Origin of the sequence: Streptacidiphilus jiangxiensis (assembly GCF_900109465.1) — a bacterium.
Lineage (GTDB): Bacteria > Actinomycetota > Actinomycetes > Streptomycetales > Streptomycetaceae > Streptacidiphilus > Streptacidiphilus jiangxiensis.
Map to the genome: position 1 here is coordinate 213,052 of NZ_FOAZ01000001.1, position 22,567 is coordinate 235,618.

Genomic DNA, 22,567 nt, shown 5'->3' on the forward strand with positions numbered 1-22,567 from the left:
GCTTGTCGCGCAGTTCCTCGCGCCCCTGGGTGGTGCATCAGGGAAGGACTCGAACGTGGCCCGCTCCAAGGGTGACAACAGCACGCCGCCGCCCGTGCCCGAGCCGCTGCGAGTGCCCGTCGCGGACTCGCACACGCACCTGGACATGCAGGACGCGACCCCCGAGGAGATCCTCGCCAAGGCGGCCTCCGTCGGTGTGAACACGGTCGTCCAGGTCGGTTGCGACATTCCGGGTTCACGCTGGGCCGCGGAGATCGCGGCGAAGCACGCGAACGTCCACGCCACGGTGTCCCTGCACCCGAACGAGGCGCCGCGGATCGTGCTCGGCGACCCGGACGGCTGGAGCGGCCAGAAGCGCGGCCCCGGCGGCATGGCCGCGCTCGACGCGGCGATCGAGGAGATCGACGCGCTGGCCGCGCTCCCGCAGGTGCGGGGCGTGGGGGAGACGGGTCTGGACTACTTCCGCACCGGCCCGGAAGGCGTCGCCGTCCAGCAGGAGTCGTTCCGTCGGCACATCGCCCTGGCCAAGAAGCACGCCAAGGCGCTGGTGATCCACGACCGGGACGCGCACGAGGACGTGCTGCGTATCCTGACCGAGAAGGGCGCGCCGGAGCGGACCGTCTTCCACTGCTACTCGGGTGACGAGGAGATGGCCAAGGTCTGCGCGGAGGCGGGTTACTACCTCTCCTTCGCGGGGCCCGTCACCTTCCCGGCCAACCACCACCTGCGGGCGGCCCTCGCCGTCACCCCGATGGACCGCATCCTCGTGGAGACCGACGCGCCGTTCCTCACCCCCGCGCCGTTCCGCGGCCGACCCAACGCGCCGTACCTGATCCCCGTCACCCTGCGGGCGATGGCGCAGGTCAAGGGTGTCGAGGAGGACGAGATGGCGGCTGCGGTCGCGGCGAACACGGCGCGCGCGTTCGACTACTGAGGCCGGACCGGGGACGGGAAGTCCCCTCCGGGTGACGTGACGGCCGCCCGCGCGGGTCGTTGGACAGTCCGCGGTCGAGGTGACCGAGAGCGGACGAAGGCCATGTGGGAGCCCGAGTGAACGTTTCTTCCGGCACGGCGCAGCGAACGCTGCCGCAGGCGCTGATCCTCGCCCTGCTGGTCGGCGGCACCGGCGCCTTCCTCGCCGAGGAGTCACGGGGCGCGGAGGCCGACCGCGCCACCGAGGCCGCGGACGTGCTGCCGGACGGCACGGTCGCCGTTGCCGCGGCGGCGGGCTCGGCCGCCGCGGAGGCCGCGAGTGCGAGGGCCGCGTCCGTGCCCCGCACCGTCGAGACGCTGGTCCTGCCGCACACGCCCGGCTCGCCCGCCGCGCCGCAGTTGCCCGCGCGGCCGCGGCATGCCCGGCCGCGCCACCGGGCGGCGGAGGAGGTCCGCCCGGCCGGACTCCCCGACCAGGCCGCGAACCGCGGCCGACACCGGGCGACCTCGCCGCTGGTGCACTTCGGCACCGGTGCGCTCGACTGGGCCGCCCTGGCCCGCTGCGAGTCCGGAGGCAACCCCCACATCACCGACCCGAGCGGTCGCTACGGCGGGCTCTACCAGTTCGACGCCCACACCTGGCACAGCCTCGGCGGCCACGGGCTCCCTCAGAACGCGTCCGCCACGGAGCAGACCTCCCGTGCCGTGGCGCTCTTCCACGAGCGCGGCACCTCTCCCTGGCCCGTCTGCGGCCACCGCGCCGAGCACTGAGCGCGACCCGCCGGGCGCGGGACGGCGGGCGGCGGTGGGGCGGTCCGGGATCGGGGGCAAGTGGCGGCGCGTTGCGCGCGGGCCTGCCCCGTATCCTTGGCGGGTGAGCACCACCGATCCCGACGCCGCCCCGTCCGCCGCGGCGCAGCCGGCCGACGCCCAGCCGTCCGAGTCCGCACTGCTGGGGCCGGCCGACGTACGTGAGCTGGCCGGAAAGCTGGGCGTACGGCCCACCAAGCAGCGCGGCCAGAACTTCGTCATCGACGCGAACACCGTGCGCCGGATCGTGCGCGCGGCTGAGGTGCTACCCGACGACGTGGTCGTCGAGGTCGGGCCGGGGCTCGGCTCGTTGACACTCGGCCTGCTGGAGGCCGTGGACCGGGTCACCGCGATCGAGATCGACCCGCTGCTCGCGCAGCACCTGCCGACCACCGTCGCCGCCCGGATGCCCGGGAAGGCGGACCGTTTCGCCCTCGTCCACGCCGACGCGATGACGGTGACCGAGCTGCCCGGGCCCGCCCCCACGGCACTGGTGGCCAACCTCCCCTACAACGTCGCCGTTCCGGTGCTGCTGCACATGCTGGAGATGTTCCCCAGCATCGAGCGCACGCTGGTCATGGTGCAGTCCGAGGTGGCCGACCGACTGGCCGCCCAGCCGGGCAACAAGGTCTACGGCGTGCCGTCGGTCAAGGCCCAGTGGTACGCGCAGGTCAAGCGTGCCGGGGCGATCGGACGCAACGTGTTCTGGCCCGCGCCGAACGTCGACTCCGGGCTGGTCTCGCTGGTCCGGCGTGAGGAGCCGGTCAGGACGACCGCCCCGCGCCGCGAGGTGTTCGCCGTGGTGGACGCGGCGTTCGCGCAGCGCCGCAAGACCCTGCGGGCCGCGCTCGCCGGCTGGGCCGGCAGCCCGGCTGCGGCGGAGGCGGCGCTGAACGCGGCGGGGATCGACCACCGGCTGCGTGGCGAGGCGTTGACGGTGGAGCAGTTCGCCGCGATCGCCGAGCACAAGCCGCAGCAGCCGCAGCCGCTGTGAGCACGCGTCCGCGGTAGCGGCATTCGCAGCTGCAGCCGCGGCCGTGGTCGCGGGCCCGCGCAGAGGAGCAGCGGCAGCGGCCCTGAAGCGCCGTCACAGACCCATCCGTCAGGCCCACGTCCGTCACCCAGGAGCCTCCCGCCGATGAACGCGTCCGAGTCCGTGCTCGAACCGGCTTCCGCGTCCCTGCCCGACAGTGTCACCGTCCGCGTTCCGGCCAAGGTCAACGTCCAGTTGGCCGTCGGCGGCCGCCGCGCCGACGGCTTCCACGCGCTGGCCACGGTCTTCTTCGCGGTCGGGCTCTGGGACACGGTCACCGCGCGTCCGGCTCCGGGCGTGACGCTGACCGTGTCCGGGCGCGACGCGGACGTGGTGCCGACGGACGAGAGCAACCTGGCCGCGCGGGCGGCGCGGGCGCTGGCCGCGCACCACGGCGTCGAGGCGAACGTCGCGCTGCACATCGACAAGGACATCCCCGTCGCGGGCGGCATGGCCGGCGGCAGCGCGGACGCGGCCGCGGCCCTGCTGGCCTGCGACGCGCTGTGGGGTCTGGGCACCGACCGGGAGACGCTCTTCGCGCTCGCCGCGGACCTCGGCAGCGACGTGCCGTTCTCCCTGCACGGCGGGGTCGCGCTCGGCGAGGGGCGCGGCGAGCGGCTGACCCCGGTGCCGGTGGGCGGCGCCTTCCACTGGGTCTTCGCGGTCGCCGACGGCGGTCTGTCGACGCCCGCCGTCTACGGGGAGTGCGACCGTCTGCGGGAGCAGGCGGACGGCCCGGGCGGCGCGGACGAGAACCGGGTCCCGGCGCCCGCCGCGGACGCCGCGCTGCTGGAGGCCCTCGCCTCCGGCGATGCCGCCGCACTGGGCACCGCCCTCGGCAACGATCTGCAGCCGGCCGCGCTCTCCCTGCGCCCGGCCCTGGCCGAGACGCTCCGCGCGGGCACCGAGGCCGGCGCGATCGGCGCGCTGGTCTCCGGCTCCGGGCCGACCTGCGCCTTCCTGACCAAGGATGCGGCCGCGTCCGCGGCGGTCGCCGCGGCGCTGGCCCAGTCCGGCACCTGCCGCGAGGTCCGCCGCGCGGAGGGCCCGGTCCCGGGCGCGACCCTGGTCTGACCCCTGCCCGCAGGAGCTTCCAGCGTGCGGAGCGCGCTGCCGGGGTCGGAGTACACCCTGCAGGCCGCCCGGCGCCCGCGGCCCGCCGCCCGACGAGTTCGCGCCTTCGGCGCACCCGGCGCACTCCCGAACGTCCTGTCCGGGCTGTCCGAACTGCTGCTCGTGGACGTCCCGACCCGGATCGGCGAGCCGAGCCGAACCCGCGGCCCACTAGGCTGGTAGGTCGGCACCTCTTTCGAGCCCCCGCAGGAGCGCAGCACCCGTGGCAGTCAACCTCGTCACCGTCGAAGACGTCAGCAAGATCTTCGGCACCCGAGCCGTGCTCGACGGCGTGTCCGTCGGTGTGAGCGAGGGCGACCGGATCGGCGTCGTCGGCCGCAACGGCGACGGCAAGACCACGCTCACGCAGATCATGGCCAAGCGCGAGGAGCCGGACTCCGGCCGGGTCACGCACGTGACCGGCCTGAACATCGGTGTGCTGCACCAGGGCGACGCGCTGGACCCGAAGGCCACCATCCGGCACGAGGTCGTCGGCGACAAGGCCGACCACGAGTGGGCCGGTGACGCCCGGATCCGCGACGTGCTGACCGGTCTCTTCGACGGCCTGGACCTGTCCGGCTTCCCGCAGGGGCTGGACACCGTGATCGGGCCGCTCTCCGGTGGTGAGCGCCGCCGCATCGCGCTGGCGAAGCTGCTGATCGAGGACCACGACCTGCTCGTGCTGGACGAGCCCACCAACCACCTCGACGTCGAGGGCATCGCCTGGCTCGCCGGCCACCTGCAGGCGCGGCGCTCCGCGCTGGTCGTGGTCACCCACGACCGCTGGTTCCTGGACCAGGTCTGCACCCGCATGTGGGACGTGCAGTCCGGCGCCGTCCACGAGTACGAGGGTGGCTACTCCGACTACGTCTTCGCCCGCGCCGAGCGCGCGCGCATCGCGGCGACGGAGGAGACCAAGCGGCAGAACCTGGTCCGCAAGGAGCTGGCCTGGCTGCGCCGCGGCGCGCCCGCGCGCACCTCCAAGCCGCGGTTCCGCGTCGAGGCCGCGAACGAGCTGATCGCCGACGTGCCGCCGCCGCGCGACAAGTCCGAGCTGATGAAGTTCGCCAACTCGCGGCTCGGCAGGACCGTCTTCGACCTGGAGGACGTGACCGTCAAGGCGGGTGACAAGCTGCTGCTGGAGCGTCTCACCTGGCAGCTGGGCCCCGGTGACCGCATCGGCTTGGTCGGTGTGAACGGCGCCGGCAAGACCTCGCTGATGCGCGCCATGCAGCAGGCCTGGGCCAGTGACAGTGAGCAGCAGCCGGTCGGCGGCAAGGTCGTCGTCGGCAAGACGGTCAAGCTCGCCTACCTCTCCCAGGAGGTCGCCGAGCTGCCCGGCACGCTGCGCGTGCTGGAGGCCGTGGAGCAGGTGCGGGGCCGCGTCGACCTGGGCAAGGGCCGTGAACTGTCCGCGAGCCAGCTCTGCGAGACCTTCGGGTTCACAAAGGAGAAGCAGTGGACGCCCGTCGCCGACCTCTCCGGTGGTGAGCGGCGCCGACTGCAGCTGCTGCGTCTGCTCATGGACGAGCCCAACGTGCTGTTCATGGACGAGCCGACCAACGACCTCGACATCGAGACCCTGAACCAGCTGGAGGACCTCCTCGACGGCTGGCCCGGCTCGCTCGTGGTGATCTCCCACGACCGGTTCTTCATCGAGCGCACCACGGACACCGTCTGGGCGCTGCTCGGCGACCGCCGCCTGCGGATGCTGCCGCGCGGCATCGACGAGTACCTGGAGCGCCGCGCCGCGCTGGTCGAGGCGACGGCCCCGGCCCCGGCGGCGAAGAAGACCACCGGTGACACCCGCGCGGCGAAGAAGGAGCTCCAGCGGATCGAGCGTCAGCTCGCCAAGCTGGAGGAGAAGGAGACCAAGCTCCACGCCCAGATGGCCGAGCACGCCGCGGACTTCGGCAAGATCGCCGAGCTGGACACCCAGCTGCGCGCCGTCAAGGACGAGCGCGACGAGCTGGAGATGCAGTGGCTGGAGCTCGCCGAGGACGCGTGAGCGTTTCCGGCTGCACCTGCGCACCCGCCTGCGGCTGGCGCCGACCCCGTGTCGGCCGTGGGCGCCCGGTGACGGCCGAGCAGGGTCACGGGCGCTGCCGGCCGTCCTGGCCGGTGACGTTCGGCGGCGGCGGGGGCGGCGGCAGTGGCGGCAGTGGTCGGGAGGCGAACGCCGGTGGGACCAGCCGGGAGCCGCCGGGCAGTTGTCTCGCGAACTCGGCGTCGTTGTACCGCAGGGACGCCTCCACCTCAGGCGTGATGACGACCCGCACGTCCGGGTGCCACCCGGGCAGGCGGTATCCGGGCCCGCCGTTCACATGCCAGGCCACAGGCGGGGAGTAGGTCGGATCCGCGGCCGGGTTCCGCATCCACTCGGCTCGGCGGCGTGCGCCTGGTTCGTCGTTGCGGACGAAGGTCAGGGTGACGGCGACCGAGGAGGCGAAGGTGTTCGGGAGGTAGCGCTCCATCCCGCTGTACGTGTAGCCGTACAGGCGCCCGAGCCACACCGCTGTCGAACATGGACGCGGTGCGGCGTCGACCACCACGGTGACCGTGGGGGCGAGGCTGAGCATGCGGGTGGCGAAGCCTTCAGCCGCGGCGACGTGCATCACGAGCCTTCCGGGTAGGCGATGGTGTCCGGCGGGGGCGGTGGAGGCGGCCCCGGTGGAAGATCCGGGGCCGACCTGGCGCGCGTCAGGAATCCGGGGACGCCGTAGTGGTCGTGGAGGATGCGGCGGTACTGGTCCCGCTGGTAGCCGAGCGACCGCTCGACCTCCGGTGTGACGACCAGTCGGGCCGCCGGGTGCCAGCGGGGTGGGTGGAAGCCGGGCCCGCCGTCCAGGTGCCACGTGACGGGTGGCTGGTAGGCCGGGTCGGCCGCCGGGTTGCCCATCCAGGCCGCACGGCGCCTTGCACCCGGCTCGTCGATCCGGGTGAAGACGGCCAGCAGATCCAGGTACCGCTCGCCGACGTCATCCGGATCCCGACGGCGGATGACGACGTCGTAGCCGTACAGCCGGCCGATCCACACCGCCATCGCGTAGACGTCGGCGTTGCCGTCCCACCAGCGCGTGATGCTGGGTGGGAGCCACAGCATCTCGGCAGCGACTTCCTGGACGTTCATCGGGGACCTCTGCGGCGTCGGGGCGGGGGATCGTGAGGGCGTCCGGCGCCCGAAGGTCAGATGTTCGTGGCAACGGGCCAGCGGCCCCCGGGAAAGGCGGTGTCGTCCATCGCCTCGCCGTGGAGGCTGTCGAGCTGGGTGGACTGTGCGGCCACCAGGGCCGTCAGTGCAGCGAGGAACGTGAGAATGGTGGAGTAGGTGAATCCCCCCGAAGCCAGGGCCACCAGCAGCCCGGGTGGGGCGCCTGCTCCGGTCGAGGCGGCAGCGCCGGCGGCGATCTGCGCGGAGATGAACGCCACCAACAAGGCTGCGACAGCCACGTAGAAGGTAAGCCCCGCGGCGGCACAGGTGGTGAGCACCCCGGAGGTCTTGTCCGCCAGGGTGGCGAGCCGAGCGGCTGCCGCCGACTGCGGAGTGATCGCCTGGGTGTACGCCGTGGCGCTGGCTCCCTTCCACTCCCCTGTCGATCCCAGGGTCGCGGCGTTGACGTCGGCGGCGACCGAGGAAGCCGTGTCGCGGAGGTTCTCCCACTGGTAGGCGTTCTGCCAGAAGGCGATCGGAGCGGGCGCGCCCTCCAGGATGTCGGCCATCACGGTGAGGACATCCTCCACGAGTTTGATGAACTCGGAGGCTGCCCAGGCGATCAGATCGCTGACCGGAGGAACGATGTACCACTCCTGGAGGAGGTGGTTGATCCGGGTCCGAAGGTCCTCCGCGTGCTGGGAGACCTCCGGGATCTTACTGGTGATCTTGTCCACGGCGTGTTCGTACTGAGCGACGCTGAACATCTGCTGGAACCCCCGAAAAGATGATCACGTGTGGAGTGCGTGGAACGACTGGGCTGTCTGGTGTTCGACGACTTCGTAGTTCTGTGCCGTGGTCCGCAGGGCCTGCGCGATCTGGTGCATTTCCTGGCATCCCTGAAGGGAGCGGGTCACGAAGGTCTGGACGACCTCCTGCACGGCCGGCGTCATCATCTGGAAGATGCCCGAGTGGGCGCGGTCCAGTTCCAGTTGGGCTGCCGCCCGGGCCATCTGCTGCAGCTTCTCTGCCTCGTCGTCCCAGTCGGCTGCTTCCTTGATGAGCGTCTGAGTGGTCAGCACGTATCCGTCGGTGCTCACGTGGTCCCAATCCTTGATCGAATGGTCCGTGGTGCGAGATCAGCCCTTGCCCAGGCGCGACAGCAGCTCCAGCGCGAGGAGTTCCGGACGGCCCTGAGCGCCAGAGGATGCGCGCACGGTCTGCTGGTTTCGAGCCAAGGCGGTCTTCGCCGCGGAGAGTGCGGCGGACAGGGCGGACTGGACCGCCTGGTCCGGCTGCTTCTCCGTCCAGTCCGGGTCGATGCTGCACGAGAGCAGCGCATGTTCGGACAGGGTGATCGTCACCTTGTCCTGGGCCGCCGTTCCCCTCCCTCGAGGTGGGGTGAACGGCTCTGCGCCCGGTCGATCCATTGAGTCGACGAGGGAGAGCACCTCTTCGATGAGGGCTCCGGTGGTGCGCCCCGCCAGGGCGGACGCCGGCTCGGCGGTGGCGAAGGCGGGAGGCGTGGTGGTCCGGGCGCCCGCCGGCGGGGCGGCGGATCGGGTGCGAGGCCCCCGACTTGGATCGAGCGATCGGCCGGACTGCTCGAGGTCCGCATGCCACGCCGCCATGCGCTTGGTCATCGCAAGCTGCGCCGCCTCCTGTACGGCCGAGGCGAGCGCTCCGGCCCGGGCGGACTGTCGCCAGCCCGACTCGAGCCGGATGGAATCCGGCAGCCCGTCGGCGGACAGTCGCACCGTGATCGCCCCCGTGCGATCACCGGCCTCTGCCGGGCGCGCCGGAACGGACAGCGCTTCGGTGGTGATCTGTTGCAGCCGTGCGGCCCGCTGTTGGAGTTCTGCCAGACGTTCGTTGAGTGATGAGGTCAACTGGGTCCCCCGATGTGTGTTCCTGTGACTCTAGTACTGCAGGACGACAACCGTACGGACAAAGGTTCGAGCATGGCGCGAACAAGTCACATTCTCCGTAGGGCAGCTGACGCCCCATGAGCGACGAGACAGGTCCTCGCACGGGACCCGTGGTCCCTGTCGGTCTGCCCGGATCCCCCGGGCGGGCCGTAGGGCCGCCGTGCGAGCCGGCGCGGGGAAGATCGCGGATTTCACATCTGGCCGCCGACCAGGTAATGTCTTCCTCGTTCGCCCCTATAGCTCAGTCGGTAGAGCGTCTCCATGGTAAGGAGAAGGTCTGCGGTTCGATTCCGCATGGGGGCTCAGAACGCCGAAGGCCCGCATCCGTCCCGGATGCGGGCCTTCGGCGTTCTTCGGCGTTCTTCAAATGATCCCCCGAACGGAGCCGCGTGGTGGCGGACCGTAGGCAGAATGCGCTGTGATGGTTCGTCACACATCGTGCCAGGGGAGGGCGGAGGGCGCTGTGGGTGTTCGGCTCGTGGTCGTGGACGACCACCGGTTGCTCGCGGAGGCGCTGGCCGCCGCTCTGCAGTTGCGCGGACATCGGGTGCTCGCGGTGGGGACGCCGACCGGCGTCGCCGCGGATCTCGTCGTGAGTCGGCGGCCGGAGGCGTGCCTGCTCGGGGTGGCGCACCCGCAGGACGGGGCGGCGTTCGACGCGATCCGGCGGATCAGGCGGGAGCGGCCGGAGGTCGCGGTCGTGGTGATGGGCAATGTGGACCATCTCGCGACCGTGGCGGCGGCCTTCGCGGCCGGGGCCGCCGGCTACGTGCGACAGGACGAGCGGATCGAGGTCGTGGAGCGCGCACTCGGGCGGGTCCGCGCCGGGGAGGCCGCGGTCTCGCCGGAACTGCTGCGGGCCTCGTTCGACCACCTGCTGCGCCCGGCCGCGGAGCCGGACGACGAGGCGCTGCGCCTGTTGCGCCTGCTGACCCGGCGCGAGGCCGAGGTGCTCGCCAGGATCGCCGACGGGCAGGACACCCATGAGATCGCCGAGGGCATGCGGATCGCGCCGAGTACCGCGCGCACGCACGTGCAGCGGGTGTTGGTGAAGCTCGGTGCGCGGACGCGGCTGGAGGCCGCGGCCGTGGCGGCGCGGACCGGGCTGCTGGAGCAGGTGGGACGCGTCTCCGACTGAGCGAACGCCCGGAGCACGGCTGCCAAACCGAACAGTTCCGAACAGTTCCTTCCGATTCGCGGAGGGTTCACGATGCCCGCTGCTCGCTTCCGGGAGTTGGTCCACCTCCGACTGTTGACTGCTGCTTGTTTATGTTCGATTATGTTGAACCGAGAGAGCGAGAACGTCTGCGAGGCCGACCTTGGAGAACCCCGTAGTGAAGAAGACCAGCACGCGACTGGCCGACGGCCGTGAGTTGATCTACTACGACTCCCGCGACGACGCCGTCCGCAGCGCCCAGGACCACAGGCCCCTGCCGCACAGCGAGACCCTCTCCGAACTGCGCCACGACCCCGTGCGCGACGAGTGGGTGGTGGTGGCCGCGCACCGCCAGGGCCGCATCTACCACCCGCCTGCGGACGAGTGTCCGCTCTGCCCCTCGCGGGACGGGCGGCTGAGCGAGATCCCCGAATCCGACTACGAGGTCGTGGTCTTCGAGAACCGCTTCCCCTCCCTGGCCGCGCACCCGCACCCCGAGCTGGTCACGGCGGCACCGCCGAACGTCATCGAACCGGCGGCCGGCCGTTGCGAGGTGGTCTGCTTCACCCCCGACCACGACGCCTCCTTTGCCGACCTCACGCCGCAGCAGGTCGGCACCGTGCTGGAGGCGTGGACGGACCGCACCGCGGAGCTGTCCGCGCTGCCCGGTGTCGAGCAGGTCTTCTGCTTCGAGAACCGGGGCGAGGAGATCGGCGTGACGCTCGGGCATCCGCACGGGCAGATCTACGCCTACCCGTTCGTGACCCCGCGCACCGAGCGGATGATCGCGGCGGCCGCCGCGCACCGGCGTCGCACCGGGCGAAACCTCTTCGAGGACCAGGTCGAGGCCGAGCGCGCGTCGGGCGAGCGGGTCGTCGTCGCAGGGGAGCACTGGACGGCGTTCGTGCCCTTCGCCGCGCACTGGCCCTATGAAGTGCATCTGTATCCCAACCGCCGGGTGCGTGACCTCCTCGCCCTGACCGACGACGAGCGCACCGAGTTCACACACGTCTACCTCGACCTGCTCCAGCGCTTCGACCTGCTGTTCACACCGGAGGAGTCGGCCGGCGCGGTCAACAGGACGCCGTACATCGCCGCCTGGCACCAGGCCCCCACCCGGCACGGGGCCGCGGGCCCGCACGGCTCCGACGAGCTCGCGCTGCACATGGAGCTCTTCACCATCCGTCGTACCGTAGGGAAGCTCAAGTTCCTGGCCGGCTCGGAGTCCGGCATGGACGTGTTCATCAACGACGTCGCGCCCGAGAACGCCGCGCGACGCCTGCGGGAGGTCAAGCCATGAGTCAGTACCTGGTCACCGGCGGTGCCGGCTACGTCGGCGGCGTCGTCGCGGCCCACCTGCTGGAGGCGGGGCACCAGGTCGTCGTGCTCGACGACCTGTCGACCGGTTTCCGGGAGTCCGTGCCGGCCGGAGCGACCTTCGTGCAGGGGCGGGTCCAGGACGCGGCCGAGGTGCTCGACGGCTCCTTCGACGGGGTGCTGCACTTCGCTGCCAGCTCCCAGGTGGGCGAGTCGGTGGTGGACCCGGAGAAGTACTGGCGCAACAACGTGGCCGGCTCGCTGGAGCTGCTGACCGCGATGCGCAAGACGGGCGTGCGCCGGCTGGTCTTCTCCTCCACCGCCGCCGTCTACGGTGAGCCCGAGACGACCCCGATCGTCGAGTCCGCACCGACCAGCCCGACCAACCCGTACGGCGCCAGCAAGCTCGCCGTCGACCACATGATCACCAGTGAGGCCAAGGCCCACGGCCTGGCCGCCGTCTCGCTGCGCTACTTCAACGTCGCGGGTGCCTACGGCCGCCAGGGCGAGCGGCACGACCCGGAGACGCACCTGATCCCGCTGGTGTTCCAGGCCGCGCAGGGCCGTCGTCCGCACATCTCCGTCTTCGGGGAGGACTACCCGACGCCGGACGGCACCTGCGTGCGCGACTACATCCACGTCGCCGACCTGGCCGAGGCGCACCTGCTCGCGCTCGACGCCGCCAAGCCCGGCGAGCACCTGATCTGCAACCTCGGCAACGGCAACGGCTTCTCCGTGCGCGAGGTCATCGAGGCCGTGCGCCGGGTGACGGGCCGTGAGATCAAGGCCGTCGTCGCCGAGCGCCGCCCCGGAGACCCCGCCGTACTGGTGGCCTCCGCCGACCGTGCCCGCGAGGCGCTCGGCTGGCGTCCGCGACGGGCCGACCTGGACGGCATCGTCGCCGACGCCTGGGCGTTCGCGCTCTCCCTGGCCGACGGGGCCGACGCGGCCGCGGCCGCGGCCGCACCCCGGCACCCCTGATCCGCACCCGCCTGCACCTGCCTGCACCCGCCTGAGCCGACCCGCACCTGCCTGCACCGACCCACACGCCGACCGAGGAGAGCCCGCCTGTGAACGAGTCGCACGATGCCGCCGTCTCGGTCGCCGAGGAGTTCACCGCCCTGTACGGGCGCGAGCCCGAGGGCGTCTGGCAGGCCCCCGGTCGCATCAACCTGATCGGCGAACACACCGACTACAACGACGGCTTCGTGCTCCCGGTCGCCCTGCCGCACGCCGCCCGGGTCGCCGTGAGCCGACGCGACGACGGACGGGTTCGGGTGCACAGTTCACAGGGGGACGGCACTGTGGTCGAGTTCACGCTCGACTCGCTCGTGCCGGGCTCCGTCGCCGGATGGGCCGCCTATCCGGCGGGCGCACTGTGGGTGCTGCGCGAGGAGGGGCACCCCGTCCCCGGGATCGATCTGCATCTGGACAGCGACGTGCCGTTCGGGGCCGGACTCTCCTCGTCGGCGGCGCTCCAGTGCGCCGTCCTGCTGGCCTGTGACGAACTGCTCGGGCTCGGCATCGAGCGGCCCCGGCTGGCCCGGCTGGCGCAGCGCGCCGAGAACGACTACGTGGGCGCGCCGGTCGGGGTGATGGACCAGACCGCCTCGCTCTGCTGCGCCGAGGGCGCCGCGTTGTTCCTGGACACCCGGGACATGTCGCAGCGCCAGGTCCCGCTGGACCTTGCGGCGGACGGGCTGGTGCTGCTGGTCGTCGACACCCGGGTCGAGCACGGTCACGCGGACGGCGCCTACCGGCACCGCCGGGCCGGCTGCGAGCGCTCCGCCGACCTGCTGGGCGTCAAGGCCCTGCGCGACGTCGAGGCGACCGGCGGCCCCGAGCTCGAGGCGCTGCTGGCACGGTTGCCGGAGGAGGAGCTGCGGAGCCTGACCCGGCACGTCGTCACCGAGAACGCACGCGTCCTGCAGGCCGAGCGGCTCCTCGCGACCGGTGAGCTGCGCGCCCTGGGGCCGGTCCTGACGGCCGGCCACGCCTCGCAGCGGGACGACTTCGCGATCTCCTGCCCGCAGTCCGACACCGCCGTCGACACCGCGATCGCCCACGGCGCTCTCGGCGCGCGACAGACCGGCGGCGGCTTCGGCGGCTGTGTGATCGTGCTCACCGAGCCGGCCCGGGTGCCCGGCATCTCGGCGGCGATCGAGGCCGCCTACGCCGCACAGGACGGCTGGAACGCCCCGGCCTTCTTCACCGCGACGCCGGCCCCGGGCGCGCTGCGGCTGCGCTAGGGGCGGCGGGGCGGCAGCGGCGCAGCGGAGGGCCTGCGGCCCCGCCGAACGGGGTCCCACCCATAAGCATTGCTTATGGGGTCATAAAGCTGGACTGACTACTGTGGCAGGCTGATCCAGGTGAGGGTTGCCTAACCAGGTGCTTCGCCCGCCCCCGCCGCCGTCCGCCCCGACTGTCGCTCCAAGGAGTCCCCGCCATGACACGCCCTCTCCGGATCGCCGTCGTCGGTTCCGGTCCTGCCGGGATCTACGCCGCCGACGCCCTGCTCAAGTCGGACGTCGCACAGGACCCGGGCGTGTCGATCGACGTCCTGGAGCGGATGCCGGCTCCCTTCGGTCTGATCCGTTACGGCGTGGCCCCTGACCACCCGCGGATCAAGGGCATCGTCACGGCGCTGCACCAGGTGATGGACAAGCCGCAGATCCGACTGTTCGGCAACGTCGACTATCCCGCTGATCTCACCCTCGACGAGCTGCGTCGCTTCTACGACGCGGTGGTGTTCGCGACCGGTGCGAACGCGGACCGGGAGCTCGGCATCCCGGGCATCGGGTTGGAGGGCTCCTACGGCGCGGCCGACTTCGTGTTCTGGTACGACGGCCACCCCGACGTGCCGCGTACCTGGCCGCTGACCGCGGAGAAGGTCGCGGTGCTCGGTGTCGGCAACGTGGCGCTGGACGTCGCGCGCATCCTCGCCAAGACCGCGGACGAGCTGCTGCCCACGGAGATCCCCGGCAACGTCCACGAGGGCCTGAAGCAGAACCGCGCGAAGGAGATCCACGTCTTCGGCCGTCGCGGTCCCGCGCAGGCCAAGTTCAGCCCGATGGAGCTGCGCGAGCTGGACCACTCGCCGAACATCGAGGTGATCGTGGACCCGGAGGACATCGACTACGACGAGGGCTCGATCGCGACCCGGCGCGGCAACAAGCAGGCGGACATGGTCGCCTCCACGCTGGAGAACTGGGCCATCCGCGATGTCGGCGACCGTCCGCACAAGCTCTACCTGCACTTCTTCGAGTCCCCGGTGGAGGTGCTGGGCGAGGACGGCCGCGTGGTCGGGCTGCGCACCGAACGCACCGAGCTCGACGGCACCGGCAACGTCCGCGGCACCGGCCGGTTCCGCGACTGGGACATCGACTCCGTCTACCGCGCGGTCGGCTACTACTCCGAGGAGCTGCAGAAGCTGCCGTTCGACGTCGAGTCGGGCACGGTGCCGCACGACGCGGGCCGGGTCGAGCCGGGCCTCTACGTGACCGGCTGGATCAAGCGCGGCCCGGTCGGGCTGATCGGACACACCAAGGGCGACGCGAACGAGACGGTGGCCTCGTTGCTCGCCGACCACGCCGCAGGTGAGTTCACCGGCGCGGCCGAACCGGAGCCGGAGGCGGTGGACGCGTTCCTGCGGGAGCGCGGTGTCCGCTACACCACCTGGGAGGGCTGGCAGCGGCTGGACGCGCGGGAACGGGAACTCGGCGGAGAGCAGGGACGCGAGCGGGTGAAGATCGTCCCGCGCGAGGAGATGCTGGACGCCTCCGGCGCGTAGCCGCACCGGCCGCCCGCTTCCGCGCCCCCGTACACGCGCCCCCGATGCGCCGTCGTTCCGCATGGTGACAGCACTCGTTCGGCTGATAGCTGCGCGTGGCGGGATGGACCCCCCTACGCTGGGTGCAGGAGGGGGCGGGTGCTGCGTCAGGGGGAGCGGACGTGGGGCGGATCAGGATTCTCGTGGCCGACGGTCACCGGATCTTCGCGGAGGCGCTGGCGACGGCGCTCGCCGCGGAGCCCGATGTGGAGGTGTCGGCGGCGGGCAGTGGTGCCGGTGCGGAACGGGCGCTGGAACGTGCCGTCGCGGAGGCGCGGGGGTTCCAGGTGATGCTCGTCGACGCCGATCTGGGCGCCGGCGCGCCCGGCAGCGTCGGCGTGGTGCAGTCGGCGCGCGTGCAGGTGCCGGGGCAGCGGCGCGGGCCCGGTTCGGCGGCGCCCGTCCCGCCCGCGGTCCGGCCCGCCGGGCAGGGGGGCGACGGCATAGCGCTCATCTCCCGCGTGCGTGCCGTCCATCCCGACCTGAGGGTGATCGTGCTGGCCTCGGCCGACGACCCCCATCGCGCGGTGCGGGCGCTCCAGGCAGGGGCCGGTGGGTGGGTCGCCAAGGAGAGCTCGCTCGGGCGCCTGATGGCGGTCATCCGCGGGGTGATGCGCGACGAGACCCATGTGCCGCCGAGCCTGCTCACGGGCGTGATCCAGGAGCTCACCGCGGCCCGCCGGGACCGGACCGAGAGCGAGCGTCTGGTGGACACGCTCACCCCGCGTGAGAAGCAGGTGCTGCGCTGCATGGTCGCCGGATTGGGGCGCCAGGCCGTCGCGGACCGGCTCTACCTCTCTCCGCACACGGTCCGCACCCACATGCAGAACGTCCTCGGCAAGCTCGGCGTCCACTCGACGCTGGCCGCGGTCGCGCTCGCACGCCGAGCAGGCGTCGGCCCCGTGGAGGCGTGACGGCCTTGGCCGGAGCCACCTCGGATGCCGGAGCCACCTCGGAGCCATACCGCCTCGGCCGGCCAACCTCGGATGCCGGACCCCGTGCCGGCGGCGCCCCCGGCACGGGGTGCTGCCTCAGGTGCGGCGCCGGACCAGCAGCACGGCGTTGAGTGCGGCGTTGGTGCGCTGCGTCTGCCGGTTGACCAGCTCGGCGCCCGCAGCCAGGGAGATCGCCGAGAGGATGGCCACGAGGTGCTCCGCGCCGGCCAGGTTCGGCAGGGCGAAGGCCTCGCTGATCATCGACGCGACGAGCACGGCGCCGGTCAACCGGGCCCGGTACCGCCAGGCGATGCACACGGCCAGGGCGACGACCGCCACGGACGGGCCGGTGTCGCGGACGAACTCGGCGTTGTAGGAGAGGCCGAAGAAGCGGTCCGGTCCCATGGCGATGCCCTGTCGCGCGTACATGGTCGCGGCGAGGGTCGCCGCGTAGGCGACGACCAGTGTGCGGATCCGCCCGAGGGTGAGCTCGGCGATGCCGAAGACGACGAAGACCTGGAGCGCCGCGCCCCAGACCGGCAGGTCCGGCGCGGGGACGAAGAGCGACAGCGGGGTCCGGGAGAGCGCGACGTGCAGGGGGAGCGAGGCGCGGACGACGCCGAGCTGTTCGACGATCGCGGCGCCGGCGGGCGACTGCTGCCAGACCTGGAACGCCAGGATGGCGAAGGTCGCGCAGATGGTCATCGGCATGGCGGCCAGTCCGCGTCCGCGCAGGCCCGTGCGGACGGCGCGGACGAGTGGCCCCCACTCCCGCTCGGCGCCGGTGCGCAGCGCGGCCAGCACGGACGTGCCCGTGCCGCTGTCGGCGGTGCCGACTGCGTCCCTCTGCATGTGCCCAGCTCCTCCTGGATCTCTGGCCTTCTTCCACGGTAAGCCGAAAATACCGACAAACTGTGATCAATCAGACGGAAGAGCTGCTCATTCGGACGGAGGAGTCGCGCCGGTCCGGGTCGGACCTTCGGCGGGGCTGGGTGCCTGCGGGAGCTCCTCGGTGATCGGTGCTGCGACCGCGGTTGCGACTGCCACCGGGACGTGGCGGCGTTTGAAGAGCGCGGGCAGGGACGGCGCGGTGATGAAGCCCTCGGCGCGGGCCGAGGCGATGCCGATGCGCGGGAGGTCGCTGCTGCGCTCGAAGAGCAGGTAGCGCGGCTCCCAGATGGGTCGGTACTTGGCGTTGGCCCGGTAGAGCGACTCGATCTGCCACCAGCGGGAGAAGAAGATCAGCACTTCGCGCCACAGGCGCAGGACCGGCCCGGCGCCGAGCCTGCCGCCGCGCTCGAAGACGGCGCGGAACATGGCGAAGTTCAGCGAGATCCGTTTCACGCCGACCGTGTCCGCCTGCCGGATCAGTTCGATGACCATGAACTCCATCAGGCCGTTGTCCGAGTCGCGGTCGCGGCGCATCAGGTCCAGCGAGAGGCCCTCGCGGCCCCAGGGCACGAAGCTCAGCACGGCGCGCAGTTGACCCTCGCCGTCGTGGCACTCCAGCATCACGCACTGGCCGTCGGCGGGGTCGCCGAGGCGGCCGAGAGCCATGGAGAAGCCGCGTTCGGTCTGTCCGTCGCGCCAGTGGTCGGCCAGCTGCAGCAGGGCGTCCATCTCCGCCTCCGGGATCTCCGCGTGGCGGCGGATCCGGACGGTGTAGCCGGCGCGGCCGACGCGCTTGTGCGCCTGCCGGACACCGCGCATCGCACGGCCCTCGAGTGTGAACTCGTCGACCTCGACGATCGCCTCGTCGCCGAGTTCCAACGCGTTCAGTCCGTGGCGCGCGTACACGGTGCCGCCCTCCTCGCTGGCACCCATCACCGCAGGGGTCCAGGCGTGCACCTGGGCCTGCTCCTGCCACCGCTCGATCGCGCCGGGCCAGGCCTCGATGTCGCCGATCGGATCGCCGGAGGCCAGCGAGACGCCGCCGACCACCCGGTAGGCGACGGCAGCCTTGCCGCTGGGGGAGAAGACGACGCTCTTGTCCCGGCGCAGGGCGAAGTAGCCGAGGGAGTCACGCTCGCCATGGCGGTCGAGCAGTTCACGCAGTTGCTTCTCGTCCTCGTCGCACAGGTACTCCTTGCCCTTGGGCGAGCGGAACAGCGCGTAGAGGACGAGCAGGAAGAGCAGCACGCTCAGCACGTTGATGGCGATGTCGACCCAGTGGGGGATCTCTACGCCCACGTGTTCGGAACCGGCCGGGGCGAGTGTGTACACACGCATGAGCGCGTAGTTCATCCGGTCCCAGAGCGTGGAGCCCGAGGCGGTGTTGGTGAGGGTGACCAGACCGGTGCCGATCAGCATGCCGACCGCGCCGCCGACGATCAGGGTGGCCAGGGCGAGCAGGGGGTTGGACCGGTCGCCCTTGGCGTGGAACTCGCGCCGGCCCACCAGCAGCGAGGTCACGAAGAAGATGCTGAACGCGGCCGAGACCCAGTTGAAGGTGTGCTCGCGCACCTCCGGGGCGACCGCCATGAGCAGGACCACCAGCAGCAGGTAGGCGCCGGAGAGGACGATGTTGAAGATCCATGCGGCCCGCTTGCGGCGTCGCATCATGATTGCCAGGAACCAGGCCAGTGCGGCCGAGGTGAATCCTGCGGTCAGCAGATAGGGCGTGAACAGCTCGCCGGTGTTGTGGCGGGTGACCTGACGGCGAAAAGGTGCGGAGAAGGCCCCGAGCAGGTTGAGCGCGGCGGCGAGGCGGAGGTACCAGATGGCCGCCCAGGCGGCTCGACGTTGCCATTTCTCACGACTGCTGGCCGGACTATCGGTCGACACGTGCGTATCCATCCCGTTCTGCGGCAATCTTCATGATTACACACCAGAACGGGATGGATCGGACATCAGCTGGTGCGGTCGGGCGATCCCGATGCGCCCGGTTCCGCTCAGCGGCGGTGGTGCCGGAACAGGTCCAGGAACACCCCGGCGATCACCGCGTGACCGGTCGGGTTGGCGTGGATGTCCTCGTAGGGCGTGCACATCCAGGTCCAGGTGCAGATTCGTGCCACGTTCAGCGGAACCTGGCCGACGCCCGGCAGGGTGGCCTGGTCGGTGAAGTCCTGGGTCGAGAACGCCGTGGAGACGTCCGCGAGCCTGAACCTGCCCGCCTTCAGGCCGAGCTCGATGGCCCCGTTCAGCGCCACGCCCAGCTGCGCCGACTCCTTCGCCGCCTGCTGCCCGGCCGGGCCGGTGAGCCAGACCGCCAGGAACGGGTCGTAGTAGTTCATCGCCGCGTAGCGGGGGTGGCTGCCGCCCGCCCGGTGCAGCGCGGTGGTGATCCGTGGGACCTGCGCCGCGACCGTGGCGATGCCCTTGAGGGCGCACGTCACGTCGACGGAACCGGACTTCAGGCAGCCGTCGACGTCGTTGGCGCCGATGTCGAGGGTCACGTAACTGACGTGGCCGCGGTGGGCCCGCAGGAACTTGACTGCGGCGTCCAGCTGCGACGTGGCGCCGGGATAGCTGCAGATGCCGCCGTTGATCATGGTCTGCGTCGTCTCGCCCGAGCAGCCGAGCTTGATGTGGACCAGGTCGGGGTCGTGCTTCTTCAGCTGTGCGTAGAGCTGGTCGGTGTAGGAGACGTCGGTGTTGTGGCCGACGTTCGGCTGGTAGCCGGCGGCGAGCGAGTCGCCGAGCGAGACGTAGTACTCCGGGCTGTCGTGGTGCGCCGGCTGGGCTGCCTGCGCGGTTCCGCCGGGCTGATCGGCGGCGAACGCCGGGCCGGCCAGGCCGGCGGCGAGCAGGGTGGAACAGGCGGCTGCGGCCAGGACGCGCGCGAGCCGCGGCAGTGCGGTCATCGGATGGTCTCCCCCTCCTGGAACCCGCACCGTCGCGGACTCCCGGGAAGGGAGTAGACAACCGGCTGGTAACCGCTGACAAGAGGTGTGCAGCAGGGGAACGGAGCGTGACGGCGCGGCGCCCCGCCGGGGTCGGTCCACCGGGGCCGGTCCGGCGAGGTCGCTCCGACGGGGTGCGGTGGTCAGTCCGCCAGGTTGTCGAAGGGGGCGACGAGCTGTCGCAGCAGTGCGGCCAGGTCACCGCGCTGGGCGGGCGAGAGCTCCGCGAGGATGGCACGCTCGTGGTCGAGCAGCCCCGAGAGGGCCGCGTCCGCGCGTTCCTGCCCGGCCCGGGTCAGCCGGACGAGCACGCCACGGCGGTCGTCTGGGTCGGGCAGTCGCTGGACCAGGCCCTTGCCGGCCAGGCGGTCGATCCGGTTCGTCATGGTGCCGGAGGTGACCAGGGTCTGCGTCAGCAGCTGTCCGGGGGAGAGCTGGTAGGGCGCGCCGGCCCGCCGCAGGGCGGTCAGCACGTCGAACTCCCAGGGTTCCAGCGCATGCTCGGCGAAGGCGGAGCGGCGGGCGATGTCGAGGTGGCGGGAGAGTCGGCCGACCCGGCTCAGTACCTCGAGCGGCTCCACGTCGAGGTCGGGGCGCTCCCGGCGCCACGCTGCGACCAGCCGATCGACCTCGTCCTCCATGCTGATCAGTGTAGTCGGATATCTATCGACATGAAGTCTCTTGACATCAAGAATTTACGACGGCACGCTGAAAGTGTCTCGACATCAAGATACTTGGAGGCCGTGATGGGCGCCGTCTCGTGGGACCCGCAGCAGTACCTCCGCCACGCCGACCTGCGCAGCAGGCCCTTCCACGAGCTCGTGGACCGCGTCCCCGGGACCACGCGCAGCGTGGTCGACCTCGGCTGCGGGCCGGGCAACACCACGGCGACGCTGCTCGACCGGTGGCCCGGCAGTCGCGTCGTGGGGCTGGACAGCTCGCCGGAGATGATCGAGCAGGCCCGACGGGAGACGGCGGGTGTCGAGTACCGCCTCGGCGACATCGCCGCATACGACCCCACGCCGGACGCCCCCGACCTCATCCTCTCCAACGCGGCACTCCAGTGGGTCCCGGGCCACCTGGCGCTCTTCCCGCGCTGGATGGAGGCCCTGCCCGCCGGCGGTGTCCTGGCCTTCCAGGTGCCGGCGAACTTCGCCGAGCCCTCGCACACCCTGCTCACCGAGCTGCGCAACTCCGTGCGCTGGCGCGAGCGGGTCGGCGGCCCGCATCGGGCCGATGTGCCCGCGCCGGCGGAGTACCTGGCGGCGCTCGCCGGGCTCGGCTGCACCGTGGACGTCTGGGAGACCACCTATCACCAGGTGCTCCAGGGTGAGCAGCCGGTACTGGACTGGATGCGCGGCACCGGCCTGCGCCCGGCCCTCGACGCGCTCCCGGACCCGGACGAGCGCGCCGCGTTCCTCGCCGAGTACGCCGAGCTGTTGGACAGCGCCTATCCCCGCCGCGACTTCGGAACGGTCCTGCCCTACCGCCGCGTCTTCGCCGTCGCGATCAAGCACTGAAGCCCTGAAGGAGAACCACATGATCGTCGCGCTCGACCACGTCCAGCTCGCCGCCCCTGTCGGGAGCGAGCCCACGCTGCGCGCGTACTACGTCGACGTCCTCGGCCTGACCGAGATCCCCAAGCCGCCGGTGCTCGCGGCCCGCGGCGGCTGCTGGTTCGCCACGGCGGACGGCGCGGTGCAGGTGCACGTCGGCATCGAGGACCCGTTCACCCCGGCGAAGAAGGCCCACCCGGCGCTGCGGATCCGCGGCATCCACGCCTACGCCGAGCAGCTCGCGGCCGAGGGTGCGGAGGTCGTCTGGGACGACAACCTGCCGGGCCACGACCGCTTCTACTCCTTCGACCCGGTCGGGAACCGCATCGAGTTCCTGGAACCGCGGGGCGTCTGACTCACTGCTTGCGGCGGCCGACCAGCTGCGGCCGCCGCTCCATGCCCTCCAGGCCGTGCCAGGCCAGGTTCACCAGGTGGGCGACGACCTCGGCCTTCCTGGGCTTGCGGACGTCCAGCCACCATTGCCCGGTCAGCGCGACCATGCCGACCAGCATCTGCGCGTACATCGGCGCGAGCTTGGGGTCGTAGCCGCGCGACTTGAACTCCAGGCCGAGGATGTCCTCGACCTGGTTGGCGATGTCGCCGATCAGCGAGGCGAAGGTGCCGGTCGACTGGGTCACCGGCGAGTCCCGGGTCAGGATGCGGAAGCCGTCCGTGGAGGTCTCGATGTAGTCGAGCAGCGCGAACGCCGCCTCCTCGCACAGTTCGCGCGGGTGGCCGCCGGTGAGCGACCCGGTGACCATGTCGAGCAGCAGCTGCATCTCGCGGTCGACGACGACCGCGTACAGCCCCTCCTTGCCGCCGAAGTGCTCGTAGACGACGGGCTTGGAGACGCCGGCCTTGGCCGCGATCTCCTCGACCGAGGTCGCGTCGTAGCCGCGCTCGGCGAACAGGCTCCGGCCGATGTCCAACAGCTGCTCGCGGCGTTCCTTGCCGCTCATCCGCA

24 protein-coding genes and 1 tRNA gene are annotated in these 22,567 nt (G+C 71.6%); 15 read left to right on the forward strand and 10 right to left on the reverse strand.

The window, feature by feature from the left end:
- Positions 1-55 precede the first annotated feature (55 nt).
- The 6 genes from BMY61_RS00930 to BMY61_RS00955 all read left to right on the forward strand — a co-directional run bounded on the left by BMY61_RS00930 (position 56) and on the right by BMY61_RS00955 (position 5,897).
- Entirely contained in the window at positions 56-934 is an 879-nt protein-coding gene (locus BMY61_RS00930; RefSeq protein ID WP_042442083.1) for a TatD family hydrolase, read from the forward strand.
- A 116-nt stretch (positions 935-1,050) separates the two neighbouring features.
- Positions 1,051-1,704 (forward strand): transglycosylase family protein, encoded by a 654-nt coding sequence (locus BMY61_RS48710; protein ID WP_042442084.1) that lies wholly within the window; start codon positions 1,051-1,053, stop codon positions 1,702-1,704.
- Between the two features lie 103 nt (positions 1,705-1,807).
- Entirely contained in the window at positions 1,808-2,737 is a 930-nt protein-coding gene (gene rsmA, locus BMY61_RS00940) for a 16S rRNA (adenine(1518)-N(6)/adenine(1519)-N(6))-dimethyltransferase RsmA (RefSeq protein WP_075003705.1), read from the forward strand.
- Positions 2,738-2,881: 144 nt separating this feature from the next.
- Positions 2,882-3,850 carry a 4-(cytidine 5'-diphospho)-2-C-methyl-D-erythritol kinase gene (locus tag BMY61_RS00945; RefSeq protein ID WP_042442085.1) on the forward strand — a complete coding sequence of 323 codons (969 nt, stop codon included), beginning with the start codon at positions 2,882-2,884 and terminating at the stop codon, positions 3,848-3,850.
- A gap of 24 nt (positions 3,851-3,874) precedes the next feature.
- Positions 3,875-4,072 carry a hypothetical protein gene (locus BMY61_RS00950; RefSeq protein ID WP_042442086.1) on the forward strand — a complete coding sequence of 66 codons (198 nt, stop codon included), beginning with the start codon at positions 3,875-3,877 and terminating at the stop codon, positions 4,070-4,072.
- Positions 4,073-4,112: 40 nt separating this feature from the next.
- Positions 4,113-5,897, forward strand: a complete 1,785-nt coding sequence (locus BMY61_RS00955; RefSeq protein WP_042442087.1) for an ABC-F family ATP-binding cassette domain-containing protein — start codon at positions 4,113-4,115, stop codon at positions 5,895-5,897.
- Positions 5,898-5,982: 85 nt separating this feature from the next.
- Here BMY61_RS00955 and BMY61_RS00960 read toward each other — a convergent pair whose 3' ends face one another.
- Genes BMY61_RS00960 through BMY61_RS00980 form a run of 5 tightly spaced genes read right to left on the reverse strand, consistent with a single transcriptional unit; the run spans position 5,983 to position 8,929 of the window.
- Positions 5,983-6,504, reverse strand: coding sequence for a hypothetical protein (locus tag BMY61_RS00960; protein ID WP_042442088.1), 522 nt, complete (start codon positions 6,502-6,504; stop codon positions 5,983-5,985).
- Complete coding sequence (locus BMY61_RS00965; protein WP_042442089.1) at positions 6,504-7,019, reverse strand: hypothetical protein; 516 nt, start codon at positions 7,017-7,019, stop codon at positions 6,504-6,506. The genes BMY61_RS00960 and BMY61_RS00965 overlap by 1 nt, the downstream gene beginning before the upstream one ends.
- Positions 7,020-7,075: 56 nt before the next feature.
- A complete protein-coding gene (locus BMY61_RS00970) occupies positions 7,076-7,807 on the reverse strand; it encodes a hypothetical protein (RefSeq protein WP_042442090.1) in 732 nt (243 codons plus the stop codon).
- 24 nt (positions 7,808-7,831) lie between these two features.
- Positions 7,832-8,140: a type VII secretion target gene (locus BMY61_RS00975; protein WP_042442092.1), complete on the reverse strand. Its 309-nt coding sequence runs from the start codon at positions 8,138-8,140 to the stop codon at positions 7,832-7,834.
- A gap of 39 nt (positions 8,141-8,179) precedes the next feature.
- Positions 8,180-8,929 carry a hypothetical protein gene (locus tag BMY61_RS00980; protein WP_143094116.1) on the reverse strand — a complete coding sequence of 250 codons (750 nt, stop codon included), beginning with the start codon at positions 8,927-8,929 and terminating at the stop codon, positions 8,180-8,182.
- A 269-nt stretch (positions 8,930-9,198) separates the two neighbouring features.
- Between BMY61_RS00980 and BMY61_RS00985 the strand changes: the two genes are divergently transcribed.
- From BMY61_RS00985 to BMY61_RS01015, 7 genes are all read left to right on the forward strand, one after another.
- Positions 9,199-9,271, forward strand: a tRNA-Thr gene (locus BMY61_RS00985).
- A 160-nt stretch (positions 9,272-9,431) separates the two neighbouring features.
- Positions 9,432-10,106 (forward strand): LuxR C-terminal-related transcriptional regulator, encoded by a 675-nt coding sequence (locus BMY61_RS00990; protein ID WP_042442094.1) that lies wholly within the window; start codon positions 9,432-9,434, stop codon positions 10,104-10,106.
- A 196-nt stretch (positions 10,107-10,302) separates the two neighbouring features.
- Entirely contained in the window at positions 10,303-11,424 is a 1,122-nt protein-coding gene (gene galT, locus BMY61_RS00995) for a galactose-1-phosphate uridylyltransferase (RefSeq protein ID WP_042442095.1), read from the forward strand.
- On the forward strand, positions 11,421-12,422 hold the full coding sequence (galE, locus tag BMY61_RS01000; RefSeq protein ID WP_042442096.1) for a UDP-glucose 4-epimerase GalE: 1,002 nt from the start codon (positions 11,421-11,423) through the stop codon (positions 12,420-12,422). Before galT ends, galE begins: the two co-directional genes overlap by 4 nt.
- An 89-nt stretch (positions 12,423-12,511) precedes the next feature.
- A complete protein-coding gene (gene galK / locus BMY61_RS01005; RefSeq protein ID WP_042442097.1) occupies positions 12,512-13,690 on the forward strand; it encodes a galactokinase in 1,179 nt (392 codons plus the stop codon).
- 197 nt (positions 13,691-13,887) lie between these two features.
- Positions 13,888-15,231: an FAD-dependent oxidoreductase gene (locus BMY61_RS01010; RefSeq protein ID WP_042442098.1), complete on the forward strand. Its 1,344-nt coding sequence runs from the start codon at positions 13,888-13,890 to the stop codon at positions 15,229-15,231.
- A gap of 161 nt (positions 15,232-15,392) precedes the next feature.
- The gene (locus tag BMY61_RS01015) at positions 15,393-16,184 is read left to right on the forward strand and encodes a LuxR C-terminal-related transcriptional regulator (protein ID WP_042442099.1); all 792 of its coding nucleotides are present in this window, start codon (positions 15,393-15,395) and stop codon (positions 16,182-16,184) included.
- Positions 16,185-16,301: 117 nt separating this feature from the next.
- On the opposite strand, the gene BMY61_RS45800 is transcribed toward BMY61_RS01015, so the two are convergent.
- The 4 genes from BMY61_RS45800 to BMY61_RS01035 form a co-directional block, all read right to left on the reverse strand.
- Positions 16,302-17,057, reverse strand: coding sequence for a hypothetical protein (locus BMY61_RS45800; RefSeq protein WP_052438276.1), 756 nt, complete (start codon positions 17,055-17,057; stop codon positions 16,302-16,304).
- Between the two features lie 87 nt (positions 17,058-17,144).
- Entirely contained in the window at positions 17,145-19,001 is a 1,857-nt protein-coding gene (locus tag BMY61_RS01025; protein WP_082014689.1) for a phosphatidylglycerol lysyltransferase domain-containing protein, read from the reverse strand.
- A gap of 95 nt (positions 19,002-19,096) precedes the next feature.
- Positions 19,097-20,008: an SGNH/GDSL hydrolase family protein gene (locus BMY61_RS01030; protein ID WP_042442100.1), complete on the reverse strand. Its 912-nt coding sequence runs from the start codon at positions 20,006-20,008 to the stop codon at positions 19,097-19,099.
- A 182-nt stretch (positions 20,009-20,190) separates the two neighbouring features.
- On the reverse strand, positions 20,191-20,688 hold the full coding sequence (locus BMY61_RS01035) for a MarR family winged helix-turn-helix transcriptional regulator (protein ID WP_042442101.1): 498 nt from the start codon (positions 20,686-20,688) through the stop codon (positions 20,191-20,193).
- Between the two features lie 105 nt (positions 20,689-20,793).
- Here BMY61_RS01035 and BMY61_RS01040 point away from each other — a divergent pair, with 105 nt between their 5' ends.
- Both BMY61_RS01040 and BMY61_RS01045 read left to right on the forward strand, forming a co-directional pair.
- Entirely contained in the window at positions 20,794-21,567 is a 774-nt protein-coding gene (locus BMY61_RS01040; RefSeq protein ID WP_042442103.1) for a methyltransferase domain-containing protein, read from the forward strand.
- 19 nt (positions 21,568-21,586) lie between these two features.
- Complete coding sequence (locus BMY61_RS01045) at positions 21,587-21,958, forward strand: VOC family protein (RefSeq protein WP_042442104.1); 372 nt, start codon at positions 21,587-21,589, stop codon at positions 21,956-21,958.
- A 1-nt stretch (position 21,959) separates the two neighbouring features.
- Here BMY61_RS01045 and BMY61_RS01050 read toward each other — a convergent pair whose 3' ends face one another.
- A complete protein-coding gene (locus tag BMY61_RS01050; protein ID WP_143094136.1) occupies positions 21,960-22,562 on the reverse strand; it encodes a TetR/AcrR family transcriptional regulator in 603 nt (200 codons plus the stop codon).
- Positions 22,563-22,567: the final 5 nt, after the last annotated feature.

Bases quoted from the DNA above. Each gene is read 5' to 3' on its own strand.
- BMY61_RS00945 (WP_042442085.1), top strand. From the start codon at position 2,882: ATGAACGCGTCCGAGTCCGTGCTCGAACCGGCTTCCGCGTCCCTGCCC.
- BMY61_RS00960 (WP_042442088.1), bottom strand. From the start codon at position 6,504: ATGCACGTCGCCGCGGCTGAAGGCTTCGCCACCCGCATGCTCAGCCTC.
- BMY61_RS00965 (WP_042442089.1), bottom strand. From the start codon at position 7,019: ATGAACGTCCAGGAAGTCGCTGCCGAGATGCTGTGGCTCCCACCCAGC.
- BMY61_RS00970 (WP_042442090.1), bottom strand. From the start codon at position 7,807: ATGTTCAGCGTCGCTCAGTACGAACACGCCGTGGACAAGATCACCAGT.
- galE (WP_042442096.1), top strand. From the start codon at position 11,421: ATGAGTCAGTACCTGGTCACCGGCGGTGCCGGCTACGTCGGCGGCGTC.
- BMY61_RS01010 (WP_042442098.1), top strand. From the start codon at position 13,888: ATGACACGCCCTCTCCGGATCGCCGTCGTCGGTTCCGGTCCTGCCGGG.
- BMY61_RS45800 (WP_052438276.1), bottom strand. From the start codon at position 17,057: ATGCAGAGGGACGCAGTCGGCACCGCCGACAGCGGCACGGGCACGTCC.
- BMY61_RS01025 (WP_082014689.1), bottom strand. From the start codon at position 19,001: ATGGATACGCACGTGTCGACCGATAGTCCGGCCAGCAGTCGTGAGAAA.
- BMY61_RS01030 (WP_042442100.1), bottom strand. From the start codon at position 20,008: ATGACCGCACTGCCGCGGCTCGCGCGCGTCCTGGCCGCAGCCGCCTGT.
- BMY61_RS01035 (WP_042442101.1), bottom strand. From the start codon at position 20,688: ATGGAGGACGAGGTCGATCGGCTGGTCGCAGCGTGGCGCCGGGAGCGC.
- BMY61_RS01040 (WP_042442103.1), top strand. From the start codon at position 20,794: ATGGGCGCCGTCTCGTGGGACCCGCAGCAGTACCTCCGCCACGCCGAC.
- BMY61_RS01045 (WP_042442104.1), top strand. From the start codon at position 21,587: ATGATCGTCGCGCTCGACCACGTCCAGCTCGCCGCCCCTGTCGGGAGC.
- BMY61_RS01050 (WP_143094136.1), bottom strand. From the start codon at position 22,562: ATGAGCGGCAAGGAACGCCGCGAGCAGCTGTTGGACATCGGCCGGAGC.